At 57.5% G+C, this 19879-nt stretch carries 19 protein-coding genes and 4 tRNA genes; 4 read left to right on the top strand and 19 right to left on the bottom strand.

The window, feature by feature from the left end:
- Nucleotides 1–267: 267 nt before the first annotated feature.
- The 8 genes from OU26_RS01035 to OU26_RS01005 all read right to left on the bottom strand — a co-directional run bounded on the left by OU26_RS01035 (nucleotide 268) and on the right by OU26_RS01005 (nucleotide 2434).
- Entirely contained in the window at nucleotides 268–636 is a 369-nt protein-coding gene (locus OU26_RS01035) for a hypothetical protein (RefSeq protein ID WP_026646043.1), read from the bottom strand.
- Nucleotides 637–807: 171 nt separating this feature from the next.
- Complete coding sequence (locus OU26_RS01030; protein ID WP_026646042.1) at nucleotides 808–1245, bottom strand: FHA domain-containing protein; 438 nt, start codon at nucleotides 1243–1245, stop codon at nucleotides 808–810.
- An 87-nt stretch (nucleotides 1246–1332) separates the two neighbouring features.
- Nucleotides 1333–1518 (bottom strand): hypothetical protein, encoded by a 186-nt coding sequence (locus tag OU26_RS10015; RefSeq protein ID WP_026646041.1) that lies wholly within the window; start codon nucleotides 1516–1518, stop codon nucleotides 1333–1335.
- A gap of 117 nt (nucleotides 1519–1635) precedes the next feature.
- On the bottom strand, nucleotides 1636–1767 hold the full coding sequence (locus OU26_RS10600) for a hypothetical protein (RefSeq protein ID WP_272944583.1): 132 nt from the start codon (nucleotides 1765–1767) through the stop codon (nucleotides 1636–1638).
- Nucleotides 1768–2045: 278 nt separating this feature from the next.
- Nucleotides 2046–2118, bottom strand: a tRNA-Val gene (locus OU26_RS01020).
- A gap of 30 nt (nucleotides 2119–2148) precedes the next feature.
- A tRNA-Val gene (locus OU26_RS01015) sits at nucleotides 2149–2220 on the bottom strand.
- Nucleotides 2221–2261: 41 nt separating this feature from the next.
- Nucleotides 2262–2332 (bottom strand) — tRNA-Cys (locus tag OU26_RS01010).
- Nucleotides 2333–2361: 29 nt separating this feature from the next.
- Nucleotides 2362–2434, bottom strand: a tRNA-Gly gene (locus tag OU26_RS01005).
- 151 nt (nucleotides 2435–2585) lie between these two features.
- On the opposite strand from OU26_RS01005, the gene OU26_RS01000 reads away from it, so the two are divergent.
- A complete protein-coding gene (locus tag OU26_RS01000) occupies nucleotides 2586–3413 on the top strand; it encodes a PAC2 family protein (protein WP_026646040.1) in 828 nt (275 codons plus the stop codon).
- Between the two features lie 84 nt (nucleotides 3414–3497).
- Here OU26_RS01000 and OU26_RS00995 read toward each other — a convergent pair whose 3' ends face one another.
- Nucleotides 3498–4382, bottom strand: a complete 885-nt coding sequence (locus OU26_RS00995) for an undecaprenyl-diphosphate phosphatase (RefSeq protein ID WP_026646039.1) — start codon at nucleotides 4380–4382, stop codon at nucleotides 3498–3500.
- Nucleotides 4383–4545: 163 nt separating this feature from the next.
- Here OU26_RS00995 and OU26_RS00990 point away from each other — a divergent pair, with 163 nt between their 5' ends.
- Nucleotides 4546–5337: a fructosamine kinase family protein gene (locus tag OU26_RS00990; protein WP_026646038.1), complete on the top strand. Its 792-nt coding sequence runs from the start codon at nucleotides 4546–4548 to the stop codon at nucleotides 5335–5337.
- Between the two features lie 107 nt (nucleotides 5338–5444).
- Here the strand turns inward: OU26_RS00990 and dnaJ are convergent, their stop codons facing one another.
- Nucleotides 5445–6596 carry a molecular chaperone DnaJ gene (gene dnaJ, locus OU26_RS00985; RefSeq protein WP_026646037.1) on the bottom strand — a complete coding sequence of 384 codons (1152 nt, stop codon included), beginning with the start codon at nucleotides 6594–6596 and terminating at the stop codon, nucleotides 5445–5447.
- A 52-nt stretch (nucleotides 6597–6648) separates the two neighbouring features.
- A complete protein-coding gene (gene hrcA, locus OU26_RS00980) occupies nucleotides 6649–7794 on the bottom strand; it encodes a heat-inducible transcriptional repressor HrcA (protein WP_026646036.1) in 1146 nt (381 codons plus the stop codon).
- Between the two features lie 392 nt (nucleotides 7795–8186).
- Here hrcA and tkt point away from each other — a divergent pair, with 392 nt between their 5' ends.
- A complete protein-coding gene (tkt, locus tag OU26_RS00975) occupies nucleotides 8187–10295 on the top strand; it encodes a transketolase (RefSeq protein WP_026646035.1) in 2109 nt (702 codons plus the stop codon).
- A 90-nt stretch (nucleotides 10296–10385) separates the two neighbouring features.
- Entirely contained in the window at nucleotides 10386–11489 is a 1104-nt protein-coding gene (tal, locus tag OU26_RS00970; protein WP_026646034.1) for a transaldolase, read from the top strand.
- Nucleotides 11490–11656: 167 nt separating this feature from the next.
- On the opposite strand, the gene OU26_RS00965 is transcribed toward tal, so the two are convergent.
- The 8 genes from OU26_RS00965 to OU26_RS00930 all read right to left on the bottom strand — a co-directional run bounded on the left by OU26_RS00965 (nucleotide 11657) and on the right by OU26_RS00930 (nucleotide 19853).
- Complete coding sequence (locus OU26_RS00965; protein ID WP_081815612.1) at nucleotides 11657–13192, bottom strand: aminotransferase class I/II-fold pyridoxal phosphate-dependent enzyme; 1536 nt, start codon at nucleotides 13190–13192, stop codon at nucleotides 11657–11659.
- A gap of 142 nt (nucleotides 13193–13334) precedes the next feature.
- Nucleotides 13335–14180 (bottom strand): HAD hydrolase family protein, encoded by an 846-nt coding sequence (locus OU26_RS00960; protein ID WP_026646032.1) that lies wholly within the window; start codon nucleotides 14178–14180, stop codon nucleotides 13335–13337.
- A gap of 86 nt (nucleotides 14181–14266) precedes the next feature.
- Complete coding sequence (gene secG / locus OU26_RS00955; RefSeq protein ID WP_003809205.1) at nucleotides 14267–14515, bottom strand: preprotein translocase subunit SecG; 249 nt, start codon at nucleotides 14513–14515, stop codon at nucleotides 14267–14269.
- A 99-nt stretch (nucleotides 14516–14614) separates the two neighbouring features.
- Nucleotides 14615–15409, bottom strand: coding sequence for a triose-phosphate isomerase (tpiA, locus tag OU26_RS00950; protein ID WP_026646031.1), 795 nt, complete (start codon nucleotides 15407–15409; stop codon nucleotides 14615–14617).
- Between the two features lie 126 nt (nucleotides 15410–15535).
- Nucleotides 15536–16741, bottom strand: a complete 1206-nt coding sequence (locus OU26_RS00945; RefSeq protein ID WP_026646030.1) for a phosphoglycerate kinase — start codon at nucleotides 16739–16741, stop codon at nucleotides 15536–15538.
- A 133-nt stretch (nucleotides 16742–16874) separates the two neighbouring features.
- Nucleotides 16875–17825 (bottom strand): DNA-binding protein WhiA, encoded by a 951-nt coding sequence (whiA, locus tag OU26_RS00940; protein ID WP_026646029.1) that lies wholly within the window; start codon nucleotides 17823–17825, stop codon nucleotides 16875–16877.
- 151 nt (nucleotides 17826–17976) lie between these two features.
- Nucleotides 17977–18912, bottom strand: coding sequence for an RNase adapter RapZ (gene rapZ / locus OU26_RS00935; protein WP_026646028.1), 936 nt, complete (start codon nucleotides 18910–18912; stop codon nucleotides 17977–17979).
- Nucleotides 18912–19853, bottom strand: coding sequence for a shikimate dehydrogenase family protein (locus OU26_RS00930; RefSeq protein ID WP_026646027.1), 942 nt, complete (start codon nucleotides 19851–19853; stop codon nucleotides 18912–18914). The genes rapZ and OU26_RS00930 overlap by 1 nt, the downstream gene beginning before the upstream one ends.
- Nucleotides 19854–19879 lie beyond the last annotated feature (26 nt).

The raw sequence follows: 19879 nt of genomic DNA, 5'->3' as shown, positions 1-19879 counted from the left end.
TGTTTTTTATGGACGCATTCTGATGAAATCCGTATTAAGGATAATGCGTCCGGCATGGTGAAGCCCTGATCATACAAGAAGGCTGTTATGTCAGAAACGTATGATCAGGGTTTTATTTTCCTTGGAATTCCGCCATTCCTAAAACGCCGATAATGTACGTTATGTCAGAATAGGAATATCGGGAACATCGCCCAATACTCCTCTTCCCACATGCAGGCACCTGCCGGAAGGTATGAATCGTTGCCTGGTGGGTTGATTCTCGATGGTTTATTCTCCCGCCGCCTGGCTGAGTTTGCGTTCCATCTCGCCATGCATTCCATTGCGCGCCTGCAGATACATGAACACCAGTTCGGCTGCGATCAGCGCAATCATCAGCACTGCTGACGGCCAACCTACATGTTCATAGAAACGCTGGAATCTACCGGAGAAACCGTTTTTGAACATCTCGTATATCGGATATGGCAACGCGCCGAAAATCAATGACGTGAAATGCAAGGCGACGATCGACCAGCGTACCGGATATACGTCGCGATGATCTTTTGAGAAAAATCTTCCTCGGATTGCGGTAATCGAACATATGTTCACTGCGATGACGGCTGCTATTATCCACAGCAACGCTGGCAGAATATCAAGCATGTGTCACTCCCCCTGCGTATTATCCGACCATTCCCGGATAATATCGTATCAATCGCCATTCCATGCCGAATATGATAAATCGCCCGTGTCGCATTCTTGCCGAGACACGAGCGATTTTAAAATCGATGACACGTCATCGTCGTAGCTGTGACGCGCATGTGGGCGCAGTCGTCAAGCGACGATGGCCTTATTGGTGAAGTAGACAAGCCGGAACTTGCCCAGAATGATCTCGTCGCCGTTCTTCAGCTCCTGGCTGTTCACGCGCTGCCGGTTCACATATGTGCCATTCAGGCTACCCGCGTCGATGACGGAATAATTGCCGTTGACACGGCGGAACACCGCATGCGTACGGGAGACGGTGGAGTCGTCCAGCAGGATGTCGGAACTTGGGTCACGACCCACGGTGATCTCGTCTTCGTCGAGGAGATAACGCGAACCGGATACCGCTCCCCTGGTGGAAATAAGCAGCGCCGTACCATCGTCAAGGCGCATGATGGTGTCGAGATCCTCTTTGGTCAGAGGACGGTCTCCGGTGGAGGTAACCGGTACAGTGATTGCAGGAAGACCGATGATGGTCGTTTCGCCTGCGCTTGGAATCGGATCAGTCATAGTCGCCATTCTACTCTTTGCCTTTGCAAATGGCCGGTATTGAGACCGGCATGGTCACGGATCATACACGGTGAACGGTATGTGCCGTCACTTCTTGTCTATGAAGGATACGAAGTCGTCTTTCGGCAGCATGTCGTCATAGCTGCGCCATCGTCTCTCGAGCTCGCGGTTCGCCTCGTCATGCTGCTTCTGCCCCAGTTTGGCGTATGCCCTCAATTCGTTGGGACCCATGTCCCTGACTAGCTGGTTCAGATTCAATGCTTCGTTATTCACGTTATGCCATTGTAGTCCACCTGGGGAGGCGATATACAAGGAAATCGCCCGGAATGTCGTATCTGGGGAACGTTCCGGGCGATTTTCAAGAAGGATTTTTCTGGAATCCTTAGTATCTCAGCGGCGCGTCTCGATGATTTCCTGCAATGCGTCGTTGACCGAAGCGGATCCGGCTACCGAGGATAGGGCGCTGATGCCGCGCATTTCGAATCCACGGACGATTGCGGAGAAGAGCTTGTTTTTATTCATGGAGTTCCCTTTTCTTATTGTTATGCTGTGACGCCCCTGCGTCTTGTTTGTTTTTCTGTTTACGATAAGCATTTTATAAATGCACTTATTAAAAGTCGTGTCCCACTTATCTGTTTCTTTGCATTTTCATCGTGTTTTCTTGTATTGCGATTGCCAAATCATGGGAATCAAAGATGGAAAGCCGTCGAGAACATCGTTGCGGACGACGTTATTACGCAGAGGAAAAGTAAAGAACGGCAAATAAACAAAAACCCGGCAGAACCGGGATGAAACAACTGTGGGTGATATAGGAATCGAACCTATGACCCCTTCCGTGTGAAGGAAGTGCGCTAGCCGCTGCGCCAATCACCCGATATTGATTTATATGGAGCAACGCTCCAGTGGGCGATACAAGATTCGAACTTGTGACCCCTTCCGTGTCAGGGAAGTGCGCTACCTCTGCGCCAACCGCCCGGGTTGTCATATCATGCGGAATCGAAATCCCGCATGAAGAGAGGTGGGTACGAGAGTCGAACTCGTCTATACGGCTTTGCAGGCCGCTGCCTAACCGCTTGGCTAACCCACCATGAAGGTCGATAATCAATCGGAACCTAGAGCGGACAACGGGACTCGAACCCGCGGTCTCAACCTTGGCAAGGTTGCGCTTTACCAACTAAGCTATGTCCGCATGTCTTAGGCTTTTCACTGCCTGAGCACGAGTATTTACTATAACCGCATCCACGCATTTTGCAAGTCCGCGTGTCGCGCTTGCTCATGATGTCATTCACCAATGGCTGAAGCGTGTGGCGCACCACCCGTTTCCGGTATACATTGAAAACATGTGTGAGGAGAATGCAACGCCGAAGACCTTGCTGGTCGCCGCGTTCGAAGGATGGAACGATGCGAACCAGGCTGCGACGAACGTCATCAGGCACCTGGTGTCACGGTACGAATCACAGGAAGTACGTCACATCGACAACGAGGATTTCTACGATTATCAGGTGGCACGTCCCATGATCTGCTCCGTGCAGGGACGCAAACGCATTATCTGGCCTAGGACCACGTTCTATGACATCGCGGTCTCCCCCGTGCTGCATCTGCTTGCCCAGATCGCGCCGGAACCCAATTACCGTTGGAAGGAATACTGCACGCAAACGCTGCACATCGCCGAGGATTATGGCGTCAACGATGTCATCACGCTTGGAGCCATGTTCGACGAATGCCCGCACACAAGGCCACTGCCGCTGGACATCTCCAAAAGCGGTTGCGAATGCGAATCCGACAGGGAATACAATGGGCCGGTCGGCATTCCTAACATCCTTGACGCCTTTGCCTCCGAAGCCGGTCTTTCCACGATGTCCATGTGGGTGTCCGTGCCGCACTACAGCGCCAATGCCGAATGCATGCAGGGCACGCTGGAGCTTCTGCGTGCCCTGTCCGTGACGATCGGCTACCCTCTTGCCGAGGGCGATCTGATTAGAAAAGCCGCGCAATGGCGTGCGCAGGCTGACGAGTTGGTGGCGAGCACGCATACTGGTGACTATCTTGCACGTCTGGAGCGTGATTACGATCTGGACGCGCAGGCGAAACGAATCGCGTCGAATGGCATGCCGGCATGCGAGGAGCTAATCCGTGAGGCGGAATCCTTCCTACGCGACGGTGTCTGACCGGACTACGAATTTATCCGAATACAAGAAATCCCGGTCGATTCATACGACCGGGATTTTCTAGATATGGTTGCCGGATCTACGTCACGCGGCTGCGGTGGCCTCCATTGGAGACAGCACGTCGCAGATCAGCAGCAACGCCACGACGACGGCCAACGCGATACGGTAGATGGCGAACGCCTTATAGGAGAATGTGGACACGAACTTCAGGAAGCCGATAATCACCACATAGCCGACCACGAACGCCACAATGGTCGCCGCAATGGTGGCGCCCCAACCGGGGAACATGCCCGCATCGCCAGCCGCCACATCCTTGACGGCGGAGACGGCTTCAAGGATACCCGCTCCGAACACGGCAGGAATAGCCATCAGGAAGCTCACACGCACCGCGGCCTCACGGGTATAACCCATTGCGCGACCGAAGGTGATGGTGCCGCCGGAACGAGAGACGCCAGGAATCAACGCCAGCATCTGGCCGATGCCGAAGATCAGTGCGTCCTTCCAGGTCATCTCCTCCATGGTCTTGACCTGCTTGGCCCGGGCGTCGACCACCCACAGCAGAATACCGAAGACAATCAATACGGTGACGGTGATCCACAGATTACGCAACGTGCTTTCGATGGCATCCTTGAACAGCAGGCCGGCAATCAGAATAGGCAGTGTGCCGATGATGATGAACCAACCCATCTGCGTGTCACGGTTATGGGCGCCCATACGGCTTTTGAAGTCCTTGCCATCCTTGCCGAACAGGGAGCCGAACCATGCGCCAAGAATACGAATGATGTCATGACGGAAATACAGGATCACGGCAAGCTCGGTGCCGATCTGGATGATGGCGGTGAATGCGGCGCCCGGATCGGAGCCCAACATCAGATCGCCGATGATGCGGATATGCGCGCTGGAGGACACTGGCAGGTATTCGGTCAGCGCTTGGACCAGGCCAAGGAAAATCGCTTGGAAGAAATTCATGAACCCTCTTTTAATCGTAGGAAATAGGTTTCGTCTGCTTTTCCGTGACCAAGAGTAGCGAGTGGGGTCTAGTTTTTGAAAACGTCCGGCGGGGTTGTCCCAAACCATACACACAATGGAGCCAGATCTGTTGTGTCCCGGTATGGAAGGAAGTTTCGTCATCATGGGCAAATACCGTAAAAGCAGGGCGTTCAGTCCGGAAGGGTTCTTCGAATGCGAAGGCCGAGGCCTTCAATGGCTTGGCTCGGCGCATTCCCAAGGCGGCCCGCGCGTAGTCGATGTGTACGACTGGGGCAAGGACTACCTCGACATCGAACGCGTGAACGCCTGCGGACCGACCATCCAGGCAGCCCGTGATTTCGGTGCGGCTCTTGCCCACATGCATGACGCCGGCGCCGACCATTTCGGATCCGCTCCGGACGGATACGAAGGCACCTGCTATTTCGGCCCGCTGCAGGATCCGGTTCCGATGGATACCGGCGACTGGGACGATGTCGCCACCTATTTGGCCGATGGCAGACTCCGTCCGATGGTTCGCCTGGGCATGAAACGTCGAGAGTTGACCGATTACGATATGGAACTGACGGAAGCCGTCATCGACGCATTGCCCGACATCCTTGGCAAGGCCGCCAATGACAAGCCGGCACGAGTGCATGGCGACCTTTGGAGCGGCAATGTCATGTGGACCGCGGATTCCGGCAATGTCGAAGCCGTCCTTATTGATCCGGCCGCGCACGGCGGACACCGTGAGGAGGATCTTGCCATGCTTGACCTGTTCGGTATGTCTTACCTGACGGACATTCTCGAAGGCTATCAATCCGTCCATCCGCTCAAGGCCGGATGGCGGGATCGTATCACATTGTGGCAGCTCTACCCCATCGCAGGCCACTGCGTGTTCTTCGGCGGCGGCTATGTGAGCCAATACCGCGCCATGTGCAGGTCGCTGCTCAAATAGCGGGTAAATTTCCGTGACTATGGAAGAAGGCCTGTGTTCCAAGGCGAATCTCCTCGGGACACAGGCCTTCTTCCATCGAAGCGATGTCATACCGCTGCGATATCAAATCAGCGCAATGCGTCCTTCAGCTTGGAGAAGAATCCCTTCTTCGATCCGGAGGCCGGACGGGAGTTCACGGATACATGCTGGGCATCTGCATCATGCAACTCGCCGAACCGCTCAATCAGGTCACGTTCGTCGTCCGACAGCTTCTTCGGAATCTCCACCATGATATGCGCCACCAAATCGCCACGCTCGTTCTTGTTATCAAGATGGGTGACACCGAGATCCTTTAATGTCACAGTATCGTCTGGTTGACTGCCGGCGGGCACATCCAGTGTCTGCTTTCCATCGAAAGTGTCGATCTCGATCTCATGGCCCAGAACGGCCCAGCTCATTGGTATTCTGATCCAGCAATGCAAATCGTCGCTATCGCGGGTGAACGTGTCATCCGGTTTGATACGGATATCGACGTACAGATCACCCGCCACGCCGCCGTTTTCGCCGACTTCGCCCTGATTGGCGAGACGTAGCCTGGTGTTGTTGGCCACACCGGCCGGCACGGCCACGCCGACATTGCGGGTGACGCGGATGCGACCATGGCCCATACAGGACGGGCATGGCTTCTCAATGATGGTTCCGTGTCCCTCGCAGCGTTCGCAAGGCGCGGTAGTCATCATCTGGCCGAGCATGGTACGCACCACGCGCTGCGCGTATCCCTGTCCATGGCAGTCGGGGCATTGAGTCGGCTGGGTACCCTTCTGGCATCCGGTGCCGGCACAGTCCTGACACAATCCGAAAGTGTTGATCTTGACGTGCGTCGTGTCTCCGAACACGGCGGTTTTCAGATCGATAGTGGCCGTGGCCAGCGCATCTCGTCCCGGTTGCGTGCGAGGGGTCGGACCACCGCCCGTGGCGCCGCCGAACGCGCCGCCGGTGAACATATTGAAGATGTCCCCCATGTCGGCGAACCCGCCGTTGAATCCGCCGCCAGCGGCACCGGCATTCGGATCATTCGGGTCGATGCCCGCATCGAACATCTGGCGTTTCTTGGGATCAGACAGCACCTCGTATGCGTTGTTGACTTCCTTGAATTTGTCTTCAAATTCCGGACCGGCGATATCGGGGTGATATTTGCGGCTCATCTTTCGATACGCCTTTTTGATCTCGTCCTCGCTTGCGGAGCGGTCGACGCCCAGCACTTCGTAATAGTCCGTCACGGTTGTTCTTTCTCCCTGTTGGTTCTGCGTGTCATTGTGCCATAAGGCGGGGTCAGTCGGACGATTGGCCTTCGTCATGCGCAAGGAAGGCCGTCAGATATCTGGCGACCGCGCGCACGGCGGCCATGGTAGCCGCGTAATCCATATGCGTCGGACCAATCGATCCGACGAAGGCGACCGGCTCCCCCGTTTGCAGCGTGCTCTTGTCCGAATCCTGATCGGTCCCGCTCTCGAATGTCTGTCCGGATGCGTGCGACCCGTTCTCCGCTTCATCAGTATTCGTCGCGGATGTATGACCATAGCCGCTGGTCACTACGGAGGCGTGCAACAGTCCGGGGGTATGCGTTTCGGACCCGATCGCCACTCCGACTCCGTCGGATTGGGTGGTCTCGCTGAGCGAGCTCATGAGTTTCATGAGCACGACCTGTTCTTCCAACGCGTCGAACAGTGGTGCCAGATCGGCCACGGTGCGTTGATGGGCGAGCCGTGAAGTGCCGGCCATATATAGCTCTCCGGCTCTCTCATCATCGGCCATGCCATCGAAAGCCCGCGCGAGAGCCTCCACAAGCGTGTTGATCGGACGATACTCCTTGCGTGCTCCCATTTGACGCACGTAATCGGCGGTACGTGTCAAAGAAGCGCCTGCGCATTGGTTGTTGATTTCGTTGGTCAGATGCGTGAGGGTCGCAGAATCCGGTAATTCCGCGATGTTGAGGATATGCTGCGCAACACGGCCGGTATCGGTGATCACCACGGCAAGCAACGTATTGATGGACACGGGGACGATTTCGATGTGCCGCAACGTCGACTTCGACAGCGATGGGGCGGCCACTACGGCGACTTGGCCTGTAATCTGCGCCAGCAGCCGGGCGGCCCTTTGCAATGTGTCCTGCAAATTGACGGAACCCGACAGGAAGCTGTTGATGCCGCGGCGCTGCGCTTCGGACAGCGGAACGACCGTCGCCAAACGGTCGACGAAATAGCGATAGCCTTTTTCGGTCGGAATTCTGCCGGCGGATGTGTGGGGTTGAATAAGGTAACCTTCGTCCTCCAATGCCGCCATGTCGTTACGTATGGTGGCGGAGCTGACGCCAAGCTCATGGTCCCGGGTCAATGTGGTGGATCCCACCGGTTCCTGGGAGCGTATGTAGTCCTCCACCACGGCACGCAGCACCAGCATGCGTCTTGACTGTGTCATGCGCACCTCCTTATAAATGAACATCCGAAATATCCGTCGGCGTGTCCTCTCCTTCCATGTGAATCTTGAAGACGCGCCTGAAAGCGGAATATTTCTTACCCAGTACTAGCACTCCGGGCCGCAGAGTGCTAATCGGTTCGCTTTCGGAGTAGTGTTTCCGTCTGATGTCATGCCTTGCGGCGCTTGATGTTGAGCGATATGACACAGACCAGACATCCCATGTGAATTCGAATGTTCATTGTGAGCGTTAACAGAACACAAACTACCAAAACACGCCAAAATTCCACCGCAACGTCACCTCACGTCGCTACTATGGGAATCGCAATGTGAGGGCGTCATGCGCTCGGCACAAGCCGGATACGCGGCCCGACCAATTGGAAGGAAAGTAATCCATGACCGAATTCAAGGAGACCGAGCTGGACGAACGCGCCATCAAGATGGCCAAGGTCCTGTCGGCCGACGCGGTTGAGCGTGCGGGACACGGCCACCCGGGTTCCCCCGTCTCCCTGGCGCCTATCGCCTATACCCTGTATCAGCATTTCATCAAGCACGATCCGAATGATCCCAATTGGGAAGGTCGCGATCGCTTCATCCTTTCTGGCGGTCACGCCTCCCTCACCCAGTACGTCCAGCTGTACTTCTCCGGCTACGGCCTGACCCTGGACGATCTGAAGAACTTCCGTGGCGGCGCTGACACCCGTACCCCGGGTCATCCGGAATACGGCCTGACCCCGGGCATCGAAATGACCACCGGTCCGCTGGGCCAGGGCTTCGCCTCCGCCATCGGCTTCGCCTATGGCCAGCGTTTCCAGCGTGGCCTGCTCGATCCGGAAGCTCCGGAAGGCGAGTCCCCGTTCGACCACAACATCTGGGTCATCTGCGGTGAAGGCGATATCGAGGAAGGCATCTCCGGTGAGGCCGCCTCCCTCGCCGCCAACCAGCAGCTCGGTAACCTGACCGTGATCTTCGATGCCAACCGCATCCAGATTGAAGGCGACACCAACCTGGTGCTGGCCGAGGACGTGCTCAAGCGCTTCCAGGCATACGGCTGGTACACCGACGAGTTCAGCTTCATCCAGCCCGACGGCTCCTACAAGGAGGACGTCGAAGGCCTGGCCGACACCATCGCCAAGGCCCGCGCCGCCGCCCCGAACCAGCCGAAGCTCATCAAGGTCGACACCCTGATCGCATGGCCGACCCCGGGCAAGACCAACGACCCGTCCTCCCACGGCTCCAAGCTGGGCGCCGAGGCCGTCGCCGGCCTCAAGAAGCTCCTCGGCTACGATCCGGAGGAGTCCTTCCACGTTGACGAAGAGGCCCTGGCTCACGCCCGCAAGGTCGCCGAGCGCGGTCTCGAAGCCCACAAGGAATGGGACGAGAAGTACGACGCATGGCGCAAGGCCAACCCGGACAAGGCTGCCCTGTACGACCGCATCAAGGCCGGCGAGCTTCCGGAAGGCTTCGACAAGGCCATCGACGACCTCGAGGCCACTTTCGAAGTCGGCAAGAACGTCGCCACCCGTGGCGCTTCCGGCTCCACCCTGAACGCCATCGCAGCCGTCATGCCGGAACTCTGGGGCGGCTCCGCCGACCTCGGCGGCTCCAACAAGACCGACCTCAAGGGCGCTGAGACCTTCGCCCCGGCTGAGTGCGCCACCAAGCAGTGGCCGAACTGCAGCAAGTACGGTCGTCAGCTCCACTTCGGCGTGCGCGAGTTCACCATGGGCACCATCACCAACGGCATCCTGCTGGGCTCCCACACCCGTCCGTACGGCGGCACCTTCTTCATGTTCTCCGATTACGAGCGTTCCGCCGTGCGTCTGGCTGCCCTCATGCAGATCCCGAACCTGTATGTGTGGTCCCACGACTCCGTCGCCGTCGGCGAGGATGGTCCGACCCACCAGCCGGTGGAGCACCTGGCATCCTTCCGCGCCATCCCGCAGCTTGAGGTCGCTCGTCCGGCCGATGCTTACGAGACCGCTGAAGCCTACCGTTACTTCTTCGAGAAGGAGAACACCCTGCCGACCGCTATGGTTCTGACCCGTCAGGGCGTCCCGGTTCTCGCCGAGACCGCCGAGAAGGCCAAGGACGGCGTGCGCAAGGGCGCTTACGTGCTCGTCGACACCGAAGGTACTCCGGACGTCATCATCATGGCCACCGGCTCCGAGGTTCAGTGGGCCGTGGCTGCCGCCAAGACCCTGGCCGGCGAAGGCGTCAAGGCTCGTGTCGTGTCCATGCCGTGCCTCGAATGGTTCGAGGAGCAGGACGCCGAGTACAAGGAGGCCGTGCTTCCGGCCGCCGTCAAGGCCCGCGTCTCCGTCGAGGCCGGTGTTGCCATGCCGTGGTACAAGTACCTCGGCTCCTACGGCAAGCCGGTGTCCATCGAGCAGTTCGGCCTGCAGGGTGATGGCGCTCAGAACATGATCGATCTGGGCATCACCGCCGAGCACGTCGTGGAAGCCGCCAAGGCCTCCATCGCCGAAGCCGAAGCCGCCAAGTGATGTCACGGGGAGAGGCGCGGACATGTGCGCCTCTCCCCTCTCACTGATAAACAAAGATTTGATTCAAAAAGGTATCAAGGAGAAAAAATAATGACTGAAGCAACTCAGCGCACCTCTGATTCCGGTGTCTCGATCTGGCTGGACGATCTGTCCCGCTCCCGCATCGAGTCCGGCTCTCTGCAGGATCTCATCGCCAACAAGAACGTTGTCGGCGTGACCACCAACCCGTCCATCTTCCAGAAGGCTCTGCACGAGGTCGGCCCGTACGATCCGCAGCTGAAGGAACTGGGCAAGGTCGACGTTGAGACCGCAGTGCGCGAGCTCACCACCACCGACGTCCGCAACGCCACCGATATCTTCCGCGAGGTCGCTGAGAAGTCCGACTTCGTTGATGGCCGCGTTTCCATCGAAGTGGATCCGCGTCTGGCTCACGAGACCGAGGCCACCGAGAAGCAGGCCGAGGAACTCTGGGCAAAGGTGAACCGTCCGAACGCCATGATCAAGATCCCGGCAACCCTCGAAGGCCTGCCGGCAATCACCGCCACCCTGGCCAAGGGCATCTCCGTGAACGTCACCCTGATCTTCTCCCTGGAGCGCTACGAGCAGGTCATCGACGCCTACATCGAGGGCATCGCCCAGGCTGCTGCCAACGGTCACGACCTGAAGCGCATCGGCTCCGTCGCTTCCTTCTTCGTCTCCCGCGTGGATACCGCCGTGGACAAGCTGCTGGAAGCCAACGGCTCCGATGAGGCCAAGGCTCTCGAAGGCAAGGCCGCAGTCGCCAACGCTCGCCTCGCTTACGAACTGTTCGAGAACAAGTTCGCCAACGATCCGCGCTGGGCCGAGCTCGAGGCCAAGGGCGCCAAGAAGCAGCGTCCGCTGTGGGCCTCCACCGGCACCAAGAACGCCGCCTACTCTGACTGCAAGTACGTCGACGAGCTGGTTGCTCCGTTCGTCGTCAACACCATGCCGGAGAAGACCCTGAACGCTCTCGCCGATCACGGCAACGGCGCTCCGTCCATCAAGGGCACCTACGAAGAGTCCCACGCCATCATGAACAAGCTGGCCGAGCTCGGCATCAACATCAAGGATGTCACCGACAAGCTGGAAGCTGACGGCGTTGCTGCCTTCATCAAGTCCTGGGACACCGTCCTCGCCGACGTCCAGGCTGGCATCGACCGCGTCAACGGCTGAATCATTCGCTGATACAGCTCCGTTAAACGGGTAGAAAACCAGAGGGTTCCCATTCGATATGGAATGGGAACCCTCTTTTATATCTATGAGAAATTCCGCAGGAAAAGAAAAAGGCCGCGACATAATAACATCGCGGCCTTCAACGAAGAATCGGGACAAGCCGAAAATCAAGCCTGCCAGTATGTGCTGAAGAAATCGCCGATCTCTCCGATCGTCTCCTTCAGCATGCTGATGCGAGGCAGATACACCACGCGGAAATGGTCGGGCTCATGCCAGTTGAACGCGCCGCCATGGCTGATGAGGATGTGCTTGTCATGCAGCAGATCCAACGCGAACTGCTCATCGGAATGAATATTGAACTTCTTCACATCGATCTTCGGGAAGATGTAGAACGCGGCCTTCGGTTTGACCGCGGTGATTCCCGGAATGTCATTGAGCATGTTGTATACCAGCTCGCGCTGGTCGTAGATGCGTCCGCCCGGAACCAGGTAATCCTTGACGCTCTGATGGCCGCCCAAAGCGGTCTGCACGACCGATTGCGCTGGCACATTCGAGCACATGCGCATGTTGGCCAGCATGTTCAGGCCCTCGATGTAATCCTTGGCGAGGCGTTTGTTGCCGCTCAGCACCATCCAACCGACGCGCCAGCCGGCGATCATGTGGGATTTCGACAATCCGGAGAACGTCACGCAGAACAGGTCGGGTGCGAGGGACGCGATGGAGACGTGCTCCAGACCGTCCATGACCAAGCGGTCGTAGATCTCATCGGAGAAGATCATGAGCTGATGCTCGCGTGCAAGGTCGACGATTTGCTGGAGCACTTCCTTCGGATACAGGGCTCCGGTCGGATTGTTCGGATTGATGATGACGATCGCCTTGGTCTTGTCGGTGATCTTGGAACGCATGTCGTCGATGTCCGGATACCATTCGGAATCCTCATCGCAGATGTAATGCACGGCGGTGCCCCCGGCCAGGTTCACGCATGCTGTCCACAGCGGATAGTCCGGGGACGGGACGAGCACCTCGTCGCCATTGTCCAACAACGCGGACAAGGACAGATTGATGAGTTCACTGACGCCGTTGCCAGTGTAAATGTCATCGATGGATACATTGGGGATGTTCTTCAGCTGCGCGTATTGCATGATGGCCTTGCGTGCGGAGAACAGACCCTTCGACGGCGAGTAGCCTTCGGTGTCGGGCAACTGCTGCGACATGTCGTAGACGACCTCGTCCGGCGTGCGGAATCCGAACGGCGCCGGATTGCCGATGTTGAGCTTCAGGATATGGGTTCCGGCGGCCTCCATGCGTGCGGCTTCGTCGGCGACCGGTCCACGAACATCATAGAGAACATTGTCAAGCTTGTGGGATTTGGTAAAGGTGCGCATGGTCTTTTTTCCTTCTGTCGATTGCTCGGTTGTTGCGTCATCGTGTTGTAAGGGCTCGTCGGAAGGTTCCGGCAGATTGGCGGCGTGCTCCTCCATGGGAACATCCGCACCCATCAGCCAGTCCTCATTGACATGCAGATATGCGGCAAGGAAATGCGCGATATCCGCACGGGGAACGTTCTTTCCGCTGACGTATTGGCTCATATGGCTTTTGCCGAGCTTGATATTGAACTTTTCCGCGGCACGTACGAAATCAATCTGCTTGAGTTCGCGCAATGCCATGGCATTGTTCAATCGGGTTGAGAATGATTCCGTCATGCCTGTCCTTCCGGTTCAATTTCGTCAAACACCAGTTTAAAGAATAGCATGCAAACCCACCATGAAACGCGGCAAGTTCAATTCATGAACGAGTATAGGTTATGTTGTCAATCGGCAAGTTCAATTATGGTGCGGACGTGCATCAAAGAAGATTGCTCTCGATCCATTGAGCCACACCGTCATCGTTGTTCGCGGGACATATGTCATCGGCAATCTTCAGCACGTCGGGATTGGCGTTCGCAACGGCCACTCCCCTGCCGGATTCGCGCAGCATGGCGATATCCACCAGATCGTCGCCGAATGAAACCGTCTCATTCAATGAAGTGGACATATGATCGGCGAAAATACCTAGTGCCCGCTCCTTGTTGGCTTGGGGATTCATCAGCATCCACAGTGATCCCTCGGAGATGTGCACGTCGAAATCGTCGGGAATGATCTTCCCCACCTGATCCCATTGCTCCTTGTTCGGGAACAGGATCAGCTTGTCTGCGGTGCCCTCCGGCACATCGTTGAAATCGGTGTAGCGCCAGGTCTGTGTCTTCCAATATTTCGTGACATCGAAATTCGTATATCTGACATCGTCCATAACGATGCCCACTTCCATGTCGGGCAACTTGTCCAGCAGATACTTGCAGACCTCGCAAGCGCGTTTTGATGAGAACCCGATTTTCCGCAGGTGTCCATCGTCCGGAAGCTCCGGCGACGTGAGCATATCGTAATCGGAAGCCGACGGATTGAAATCCAACAACGCTCCGTTGAGATAGGCCACGGCATCGACGGGAAGCTCCTGAACGAACGAATAGCCTGTACTGACCGGCCGGGCCGTTTCCACCACGAATTTGATGCCGGCATCATGCATGCGGTTGATGCTGTCGATGGAACGTTTCGTCAGGAAACGATCCTCGAAAGTCTCTCCGTCATGCAGTAACGTACCGTCCAGGTCGGCGACGACCATTGCCACGTCATGCCTGTTGTTTGTCGAGTTCATACCAATCCTTTGGAAATGTCGTGTCCGAAAACGAATTTGGCCCATGACCGCGGGAAACCGGTCATGGGCCAAATTCGCTACGCTGTTCAGATGAGGTTGAACTTCGTCATCAGGCCAAGGGCGATGATGATGGCCACCCACAGTAGGGCGATGATGACGGTCCAACGGTTCAGGTTCTTTTCAGCGACACCGGAGGAGCCTGCATTCTGGGTGAGACCTCCGCCGAACATATCGGACAGGCCGCCACCCTTGCCCTTATGCATAAGAATGAGCAGGGTGAGCAAGAGGCTGAGAATGACGAGAAGAATCTGCAGCACAAGCTTGACGGTAGCCATAGCGGACACGGGTGAACCTCCAGTTCGTAAACACTCCTATTAACAATAGCGCATGGTATTGAAAAAAGCGAGCGTCATACCAAGGTTTTCCAAAGTTTTTCAGGACGTCGCTTCCATGGTCAGCTTGCAGATCCGGGTCAGTTCATCGACCTTCAGCGCGGCGCCGCCGATGAGGAAGCCATCCACATCCGGTTCCCTGATCAATTCCACGGCGTTCTTCGACGATACCGAACCGCCGTACAGGATTCGTACCGTCTCGCCGACCTCCGTACCGAACGTGGCCGACAGGTCGTTTCGGATGGCCTTGGCCGCGTCCTGCGCCGACTGCGGTGTGGCCACCATGCCGGTGCCGATAGCCCATACCGGCTCATACGCCACGATCAGCTTCGCCGCTTCCTCATCGGACAGGTCGCAAGTCACGTCACGTACCTGGCCAACGGCGAAGTCAAGCTCGATTCCCTTGCGCCGTTCCTCGTAGCTTTCGCCGACGCATAGAATCGGCTGCATGCCGGCCGCAAGCACCGCACGCACTTGGTCGACGATGTTCGCATCGTCCTCGGGATGGTATTTGCGTCGTTCCGAGTGGCCGACAATCACATATGAGCATCCGAGATGCGCGATCATGTCCGCGGAGACATCGCCGGTGAATGCTCCCTGCGATGTGACCGACACGGCCTGCGCGCCATAACGGATTTTCAGGTTGTCCGATTCTATGGCCACCTGCACGCTACGCAGCGAGGTGAACGACGGCATCAGCGCAATCTCACAACGCTTGTGGTCGAAGTGGATGGCACGAAGTTTCCATGCGAATTGCTGGATGAAATACGTCGCCTCGAGATGGTCGAAATTCATCTTCCAATTGCCGGCCACCAAGGGGATTCGCTTTGACGTCATGATAATCGTCACTCCCATCCATATTCAGCTGGACGAAAACCTCGTCCAGTGTCATTGTATGCGAAGCATGCAAAAAGGTGCTTCCCCATTTGACGATGAGGAAGCACCTCTTTCATGATCCGAAAATCAGGCAAGCACCTTCAGACCAGGCAGTTCCTTGCCCTCAAGGAACTCGAGGGAGGCACCGCCACCGGTGGAGATGTGGGAGAAGCCATCCTCCGGGAAGCCGAGGTTGCGCACCGCGGAAGCGGAGTCGCCGCCGCCGACGATGGTGAACGCGCCGGCCGCAGTGGCATCGACCAGAGCCTGAGCCACAGCCTTGGTGCCTTCGGCGAAGGTCGGAACCTCGAACACGCCCATCGGGCCGTTCCACACGACGGTCTTGGAATCGACGATCTTGTCATGGAACAGCTTGCGGGATTCCGGACCGATGTCCAGACCCATCTTGTCGGCCGGGATGGCATCGGCGGCCACGACTTCCGGAGCGATGTCCTCATCGGACTTCGGGAAGACGGGGTTGATGACGACATCGGTCGGCAGCACGAGCTCAACGCCGTTCTTCTCGGCGCGCTCCATGTAGCCCTTGACGGTTTCGATCTGATCCTCTTCCAGCAGGGAGGTGCCGACCTCGTAGCCCTTGGCCTTGAGGAAGGTGTACGCCATGCCGCCGCCGATGACCAGACGGTTGGCCTTGTCCAGCAGGTTGTCGATCACACCGAGCTTGTCGGAAACCTTGGAACCGCCGAGCACGACGGTCAGCGGACGGTCGGGGTTCACCGTGGCGCGGGACAGCGCCTTGACTTCCTTCTCGACCAGCAGGCCGGCAGCGGCCGGCAGATCGGCTGCGACATCATAGTTGGAACCCTGTGCGCGGTGCACGACACCGAAGCCGTCGGACACGAAGACTTCGCCGAGGGCGGCGATCTTCTTGGCGTATGCGGCACGCTCCTCCGGATCCTTGCTGGTCTCTTCCGGATTGAAACGGACGTTCTGCAGCAGCACGACATCACCGTCGCTCATCGCGGCGACCTTGGCCTGCGCGTCCTCACCGTAGGTATCTGCGGCCAGCGGAACGGTGATGCCGAGCAGCTCGCCGAGACGGGCGGCGACCGGAGCCAGGGACAGTTCCGGAACGACCTTGCCCTTCGGACGGCCGAGATGAGCCATCAGAATGACCTTCGCACCCTGTTCGCGCAGAGCCTTGATGGTCGGCAGAGCAGCCTTGATACGACCATCATCGGTGATCGTGGTGCCGTCCAGCGGAACGTTGAAATCGGCGCGAACCAGAACGCGCTTGCCCTTGAGATCTCCAAGATCCTTGAGTGTCTTCATGTATATCCTTTCCTAGCCGCTTATAAGCGTGGAATGGCCATATTGCCACTTATGCATAATACAAGCCCAAACGAACAAAAAACACCATGCGTTGGAAAACACGCATGGCGTTTCGTATTCACGGGCTCTCGAATCAGGCGGACTGACGCCGTGCCTTCTCCGTTTTCTCCGCCAATTGGAGCAGTCGGCGGATGCGTCCGGCGACCGCGTCCTTGGTGATCGGCGGTTCTGCCAGACGTCCCAATTGCTCAAGGGACGCATCTGCGTGATCGAGTCGAAGCTGACCGGCGGATTTGAGATTGTCTGGGATGTCATCACCGAGGATTTCGAACGCCTGACGTACCTTGTCGCAGGCCTCCGCCGCGGCCTTGGCGCTACGCCGCATGTTGGCGTCATCGAAATTGGCCAGACGGTTCGCCTTTCCACGAGCCTCGCCATCGGAACGCTTGCCGGTCCATTCGCGGGCGGAATGCGGTGCGCCCATAAGGATGAGCATGCGTTCTATCGCATCGGGATCGCGCAAGGTCACGCGTTCGGAACTGCGCAGTTTGCGCGGTTTGGCGGTGATGCCCAGGCGCCGCGCGGTGGATACCAGAGCCAGAGCGGCCTCATGATTCGGGCATACGATTTCAAGATAGCTGGCTTTGCCTGGATCCGACAAATGCCCGGCGGCGAGGAACGCGCCACGCCACGCCGCTTTGATCTGGGCGATTTTACCGTTGATGATATCGCTTGGCAGACCCAGCACCATGGTCTTGGCGTATCTGCTGTACAAGCCGGTCTGCAGCACTAGCGCGGCGCTGCCTTTTGGCACGCGAACCACGAAACGCTGCACTATACCTGCGGTGGTCTGCCTGGAGACCGGAGTGAGCGTGGCCTCGTGGCCATAAAGGTTCCTGATGGTGTCCTGCAGCCATAAGGCCGCGTCTTGGGAGTCGAACTGCGCCTGTACGAGAATGTGGCGGTCCACTGAGTGCAAGCCGTTGCCGAACCGAATCATCGCGGTCGCCTGCGATTTCTTCGCGATAGGCAACTCATTGTCAATCGCGGCCAGTTCGCTTTTGACGTCATCCAGAAGAGCCAAGAGCCAACCTCCTACTTTCCTGTTCTTCCCTATAATTTCAGGCGAGTCGCAAGGTCGACTCGCACTGCTACCGGCTTACTGTGATACCGAATATCTTGGACAAAGATGAGATGTTTTCCGTATATTCGGACCTTGTTTTCTCATAATGCGGTCATTGTTCCGTCGCGCGCTTGTCCAGTTCGCGTGCCGAAACGGAGACGGTGAGACCTCTGGCGCGCAGACGCTTGGCTAGCGCCTCGCTCATGGCCACGGAACGATGCTGGCCTCCGGTGCATCCGATGGCGATGGTCACGTAATGCTTGTCCTCCTGCGCGTATCCTTCGATGGCGACGGCGATGGCTTTTTCATACGCGTCCAGGAATTCCTCGGCCCCTTCGCTGGACAGCACGTAATCGCTTACGGGCTTGTCCTTGCCCGTCAATGAGCGAAGCTTGGGCACCCAGAACGGATTGGGCAGGAACCGGACGTCTGCCACAAAATCCGCGTCGATTGGAATGCCATACTTGAAACCGAAGCTGAAGATATGCACGGAAACCGTGGTCGGACCGGAGCCGAGCAGACCTTCATACAGTTTCGTGGACAGCTGGTGGATGCTCAGCGTCGAGGTGTCGATGACGATGTCCGCATGCTCTTTGAGGTTCTTCAGCAGATCACGTTCCTCGAGAATGCCGTCGATAAGGCGATTGCCCTGCTGAAGGGGATGCGGCCGGCGCACGGACTCGTAGCGTTTGATGAGCACTTCGTTGCTTGCGTCGAGGAAGAGGATACGGGTCTTCACTCCAAGATCGTCCAAATGGCTCAGCACGGCGGACAGATCGTCGAAGTAGTCACGGGACCGCACATCGATGACCGCGGCGAGCTTATGGATGTTCGATCCGGAACTGGTCATCATGTCAACCAGCGGAACCAACAGCTTCGGGGGCATATTGTCCACCACATACCAGCCCATGTCCTCGATGCTGTTGGCGGCATGGGAACGTCCGGCGCCACTCATGCCGGTGATGAGCAGCACCTCGAAATCCTTGGCGGGCGGAGTCGGACTCACGTGTTTGCCTGTCTGATGGATGGTATCGTTCCGTTCACTCATCACAGAGCCTCCTCAAGCGCGGCGCGCATGGCATGTTCCAGCGCGTCGACTTTTTGTTGATCGATTGGATGGCTTGGCGGGTCGTCGTCCCACATGCCGGTCATCAGCCAGACCTGAACCATGGCCTGGTACAGCAGCATCTCCTCACCGCCGATGGCCGTGCCGCCGTGCGACCTCCAGGCCAGCATGAGTTTGGTGGGACGGGGATCGTATACCACGTCAAGCAGTGTCCCGTGCGCGAGGGCATCCGTCGACGTGAATGCTTCGGCGATTGGGTCAGCGGCGAGTCCCGGAATGGTGTTGATGACGATGTCGGCATGATCCAGCTTCCGGATCGCTTGATCCATGCCAACGATGTCTATGGATCCCTCTCCCATGTATTTGCCGGCCAAAGGTTTGAGAGCGGCGTTTTTGTCGGGATGCCGTGCCACAACGGTGACATGTTCGATTGACGGCATTTCGGTGCATGCGGCCAATGCTGAGGTGGCGGTGTTTCCGTTGCCGACGATTACCGCCTCACCCGCGCGCTCGGACTCCGGTCGCATTCCTCGGTTCATATATGAATGCCGGAAAGCGAGTTCGATGCCTTTGACATCCGTGTTGTAGAGCTTGATGGCGGGGATGGCGGTATCGCCGTTGTGGCATGTGCCGGTCCAGTCAAAGACGGCGGTGTTAGCCACTTCGAGTTCTTTTGCCCAAGTGTTGCATGGCACGCCGTATGGCTGGATGGTCTTCTTCAACGGCATGGTCAGGCTCAGGCCCGTCCAGCTGTCGTCAAGCGATTTCAGGAAACCCTCAAGCTCGGACTCCCCTACCTCATGCTTGTCGTAGAACCATCCATCCAGTCCTAGCGCCCGGTAGGCGGCGTTATGCAGCACAGGGGAAAGCGAGTGTGCGATGGGCTTGCCGAGAACCGCGCACCGATGACCGACATTCGTCATGTTCCCTCCTTGATGTTTCCATCATC

It is taken from the genome of Bifidobacterium ruminantium DSM 6489 (genome assembly GCF_000770925.1).
Taxonomy (GTDB): Bacteria; Actinomycetota; Actinomycetes; order Actinomycetales; family Bifidobacteriaceae; genus Bifidobacterium; species Bifidobacterium ruminantium.
Note: the sequence above shows the minus strand (reverse complement) of the source record. Positions and strands in the feature narration are given on the sequence as shown.

Excerpts from the sequence above, each read along its gene's own strand:
- secG (WP_003809205.1), bottom strand. The coding sequence starts at position 14,515 with ATGGCTACCGTCAAGCTTGTGCTGCAGATTCTTCTCGTCATTCTCAGC.
- OU26_RS01000 (WP_026646040.1), top strand. The coding sequence starts at position 2,586 with ATGTGTGAGGAGAATGCAACGCCGAAGACCTTGCTGGTCGCCGCGTTC.
- tal (WP_026646034.1), top strand. The coding sequence starts at position 10,386 with ATGACTGAAGCAACTCAGCGCACCTCTGATTCCGGTGTCTCGATCTGG.
- tpiA (WP_026646031.1), bottom strand. The coding sequence starts at position 15,409 with ATGACGTCAAAGCGAATCCCCTTGGTGGCCGGCAATTGGAAGATGAAT.
- OU26_RS00965 (WP_081815612.1), bottom strand. The coding sequence starts at position 13,192 with ATGACGGAATCATTCTCAACCCGATTGAACAATGCCATGGCATTGCGC.
- tkt (WP_026646035.1), top strand. The coding sequence starts at position 8,187 with ATGACCGAATTCAAGGAGACCGAGCTGGACGAACGCGCCATCAAGATG.
- rapZ (WP_026646028.1), bottom strand. The coding sequence starts at position 18,912 with ATGAGTGAACGGAACGATACCATCCATCAGACAGGCAAACACGTGAGT.
- OU26_RS00960 (WP_026646032.1), bottom strand. The coding sequence starts at position 14,180 with ATGAACTCGACAAACAACAGGCATGACGTGGCAATGGTCGTCGCCGAC.
- OU26_RS10600 (WP_272944583.1), bottom strand. The coding sequence starts at position 1,767 with ATGAATAAAAACAAGCTCTTCTCCGCAATCGTCCGTGGATTCGAAATG.
- OU26_RS00930 (WP_026646027.1), bottom strand. The coding sequence starts at position 19,853 with ATGACGAATGTCGGTCATCGGTGCGCGGTTCTCGGCAAGCCCATCGCA.
- OU26_RS01035 (WP_026646043.1), bottom strand. The coding sequence starts at position 636 with ATGCTTGATATTCTGCCAGCGTTGCTGTGGATAATAGCAGCCGTCATC.
- hrcA (WP_026646036.1), bottom strand. The coding sequence starts at position 7,794 with ATGACACAGTCAAGACGCATGCTGGTGCTGCGTGCCGTGGTGGAGGAC.
- OU26_RS01030 (WP_026646042.1), bottom strand. The coding sequence starts at position 1,245 with ATGACTGATCCGATTCCAAGCGCAGGCGAAACGACCATCATCGGTCTT.
- OU26_RS00945 (WP_026646030.1), bottom strand. The coding sequence starts at position 16,741 with ATGAAGACACTCAAGGATCTTGGAGATCTCAAGGGCAAGCGCGTTCTG.
- OU26_RS00990 (WP_026646038.1), top strand. The coding sequence starts at position 4,546 with ATGGGCAAATACCGTAAAAGCAGGGCGTTCAGTCCGGAAGGGTTCTTC.
- OU26_RS00995 (WP_026646039.1), bottom strand. The coding sequence starts at position 4,382 with ATGAATTTCTTCCAAGCGATTTTCCTTGGCCTGGTCCAAGCGCTGACC.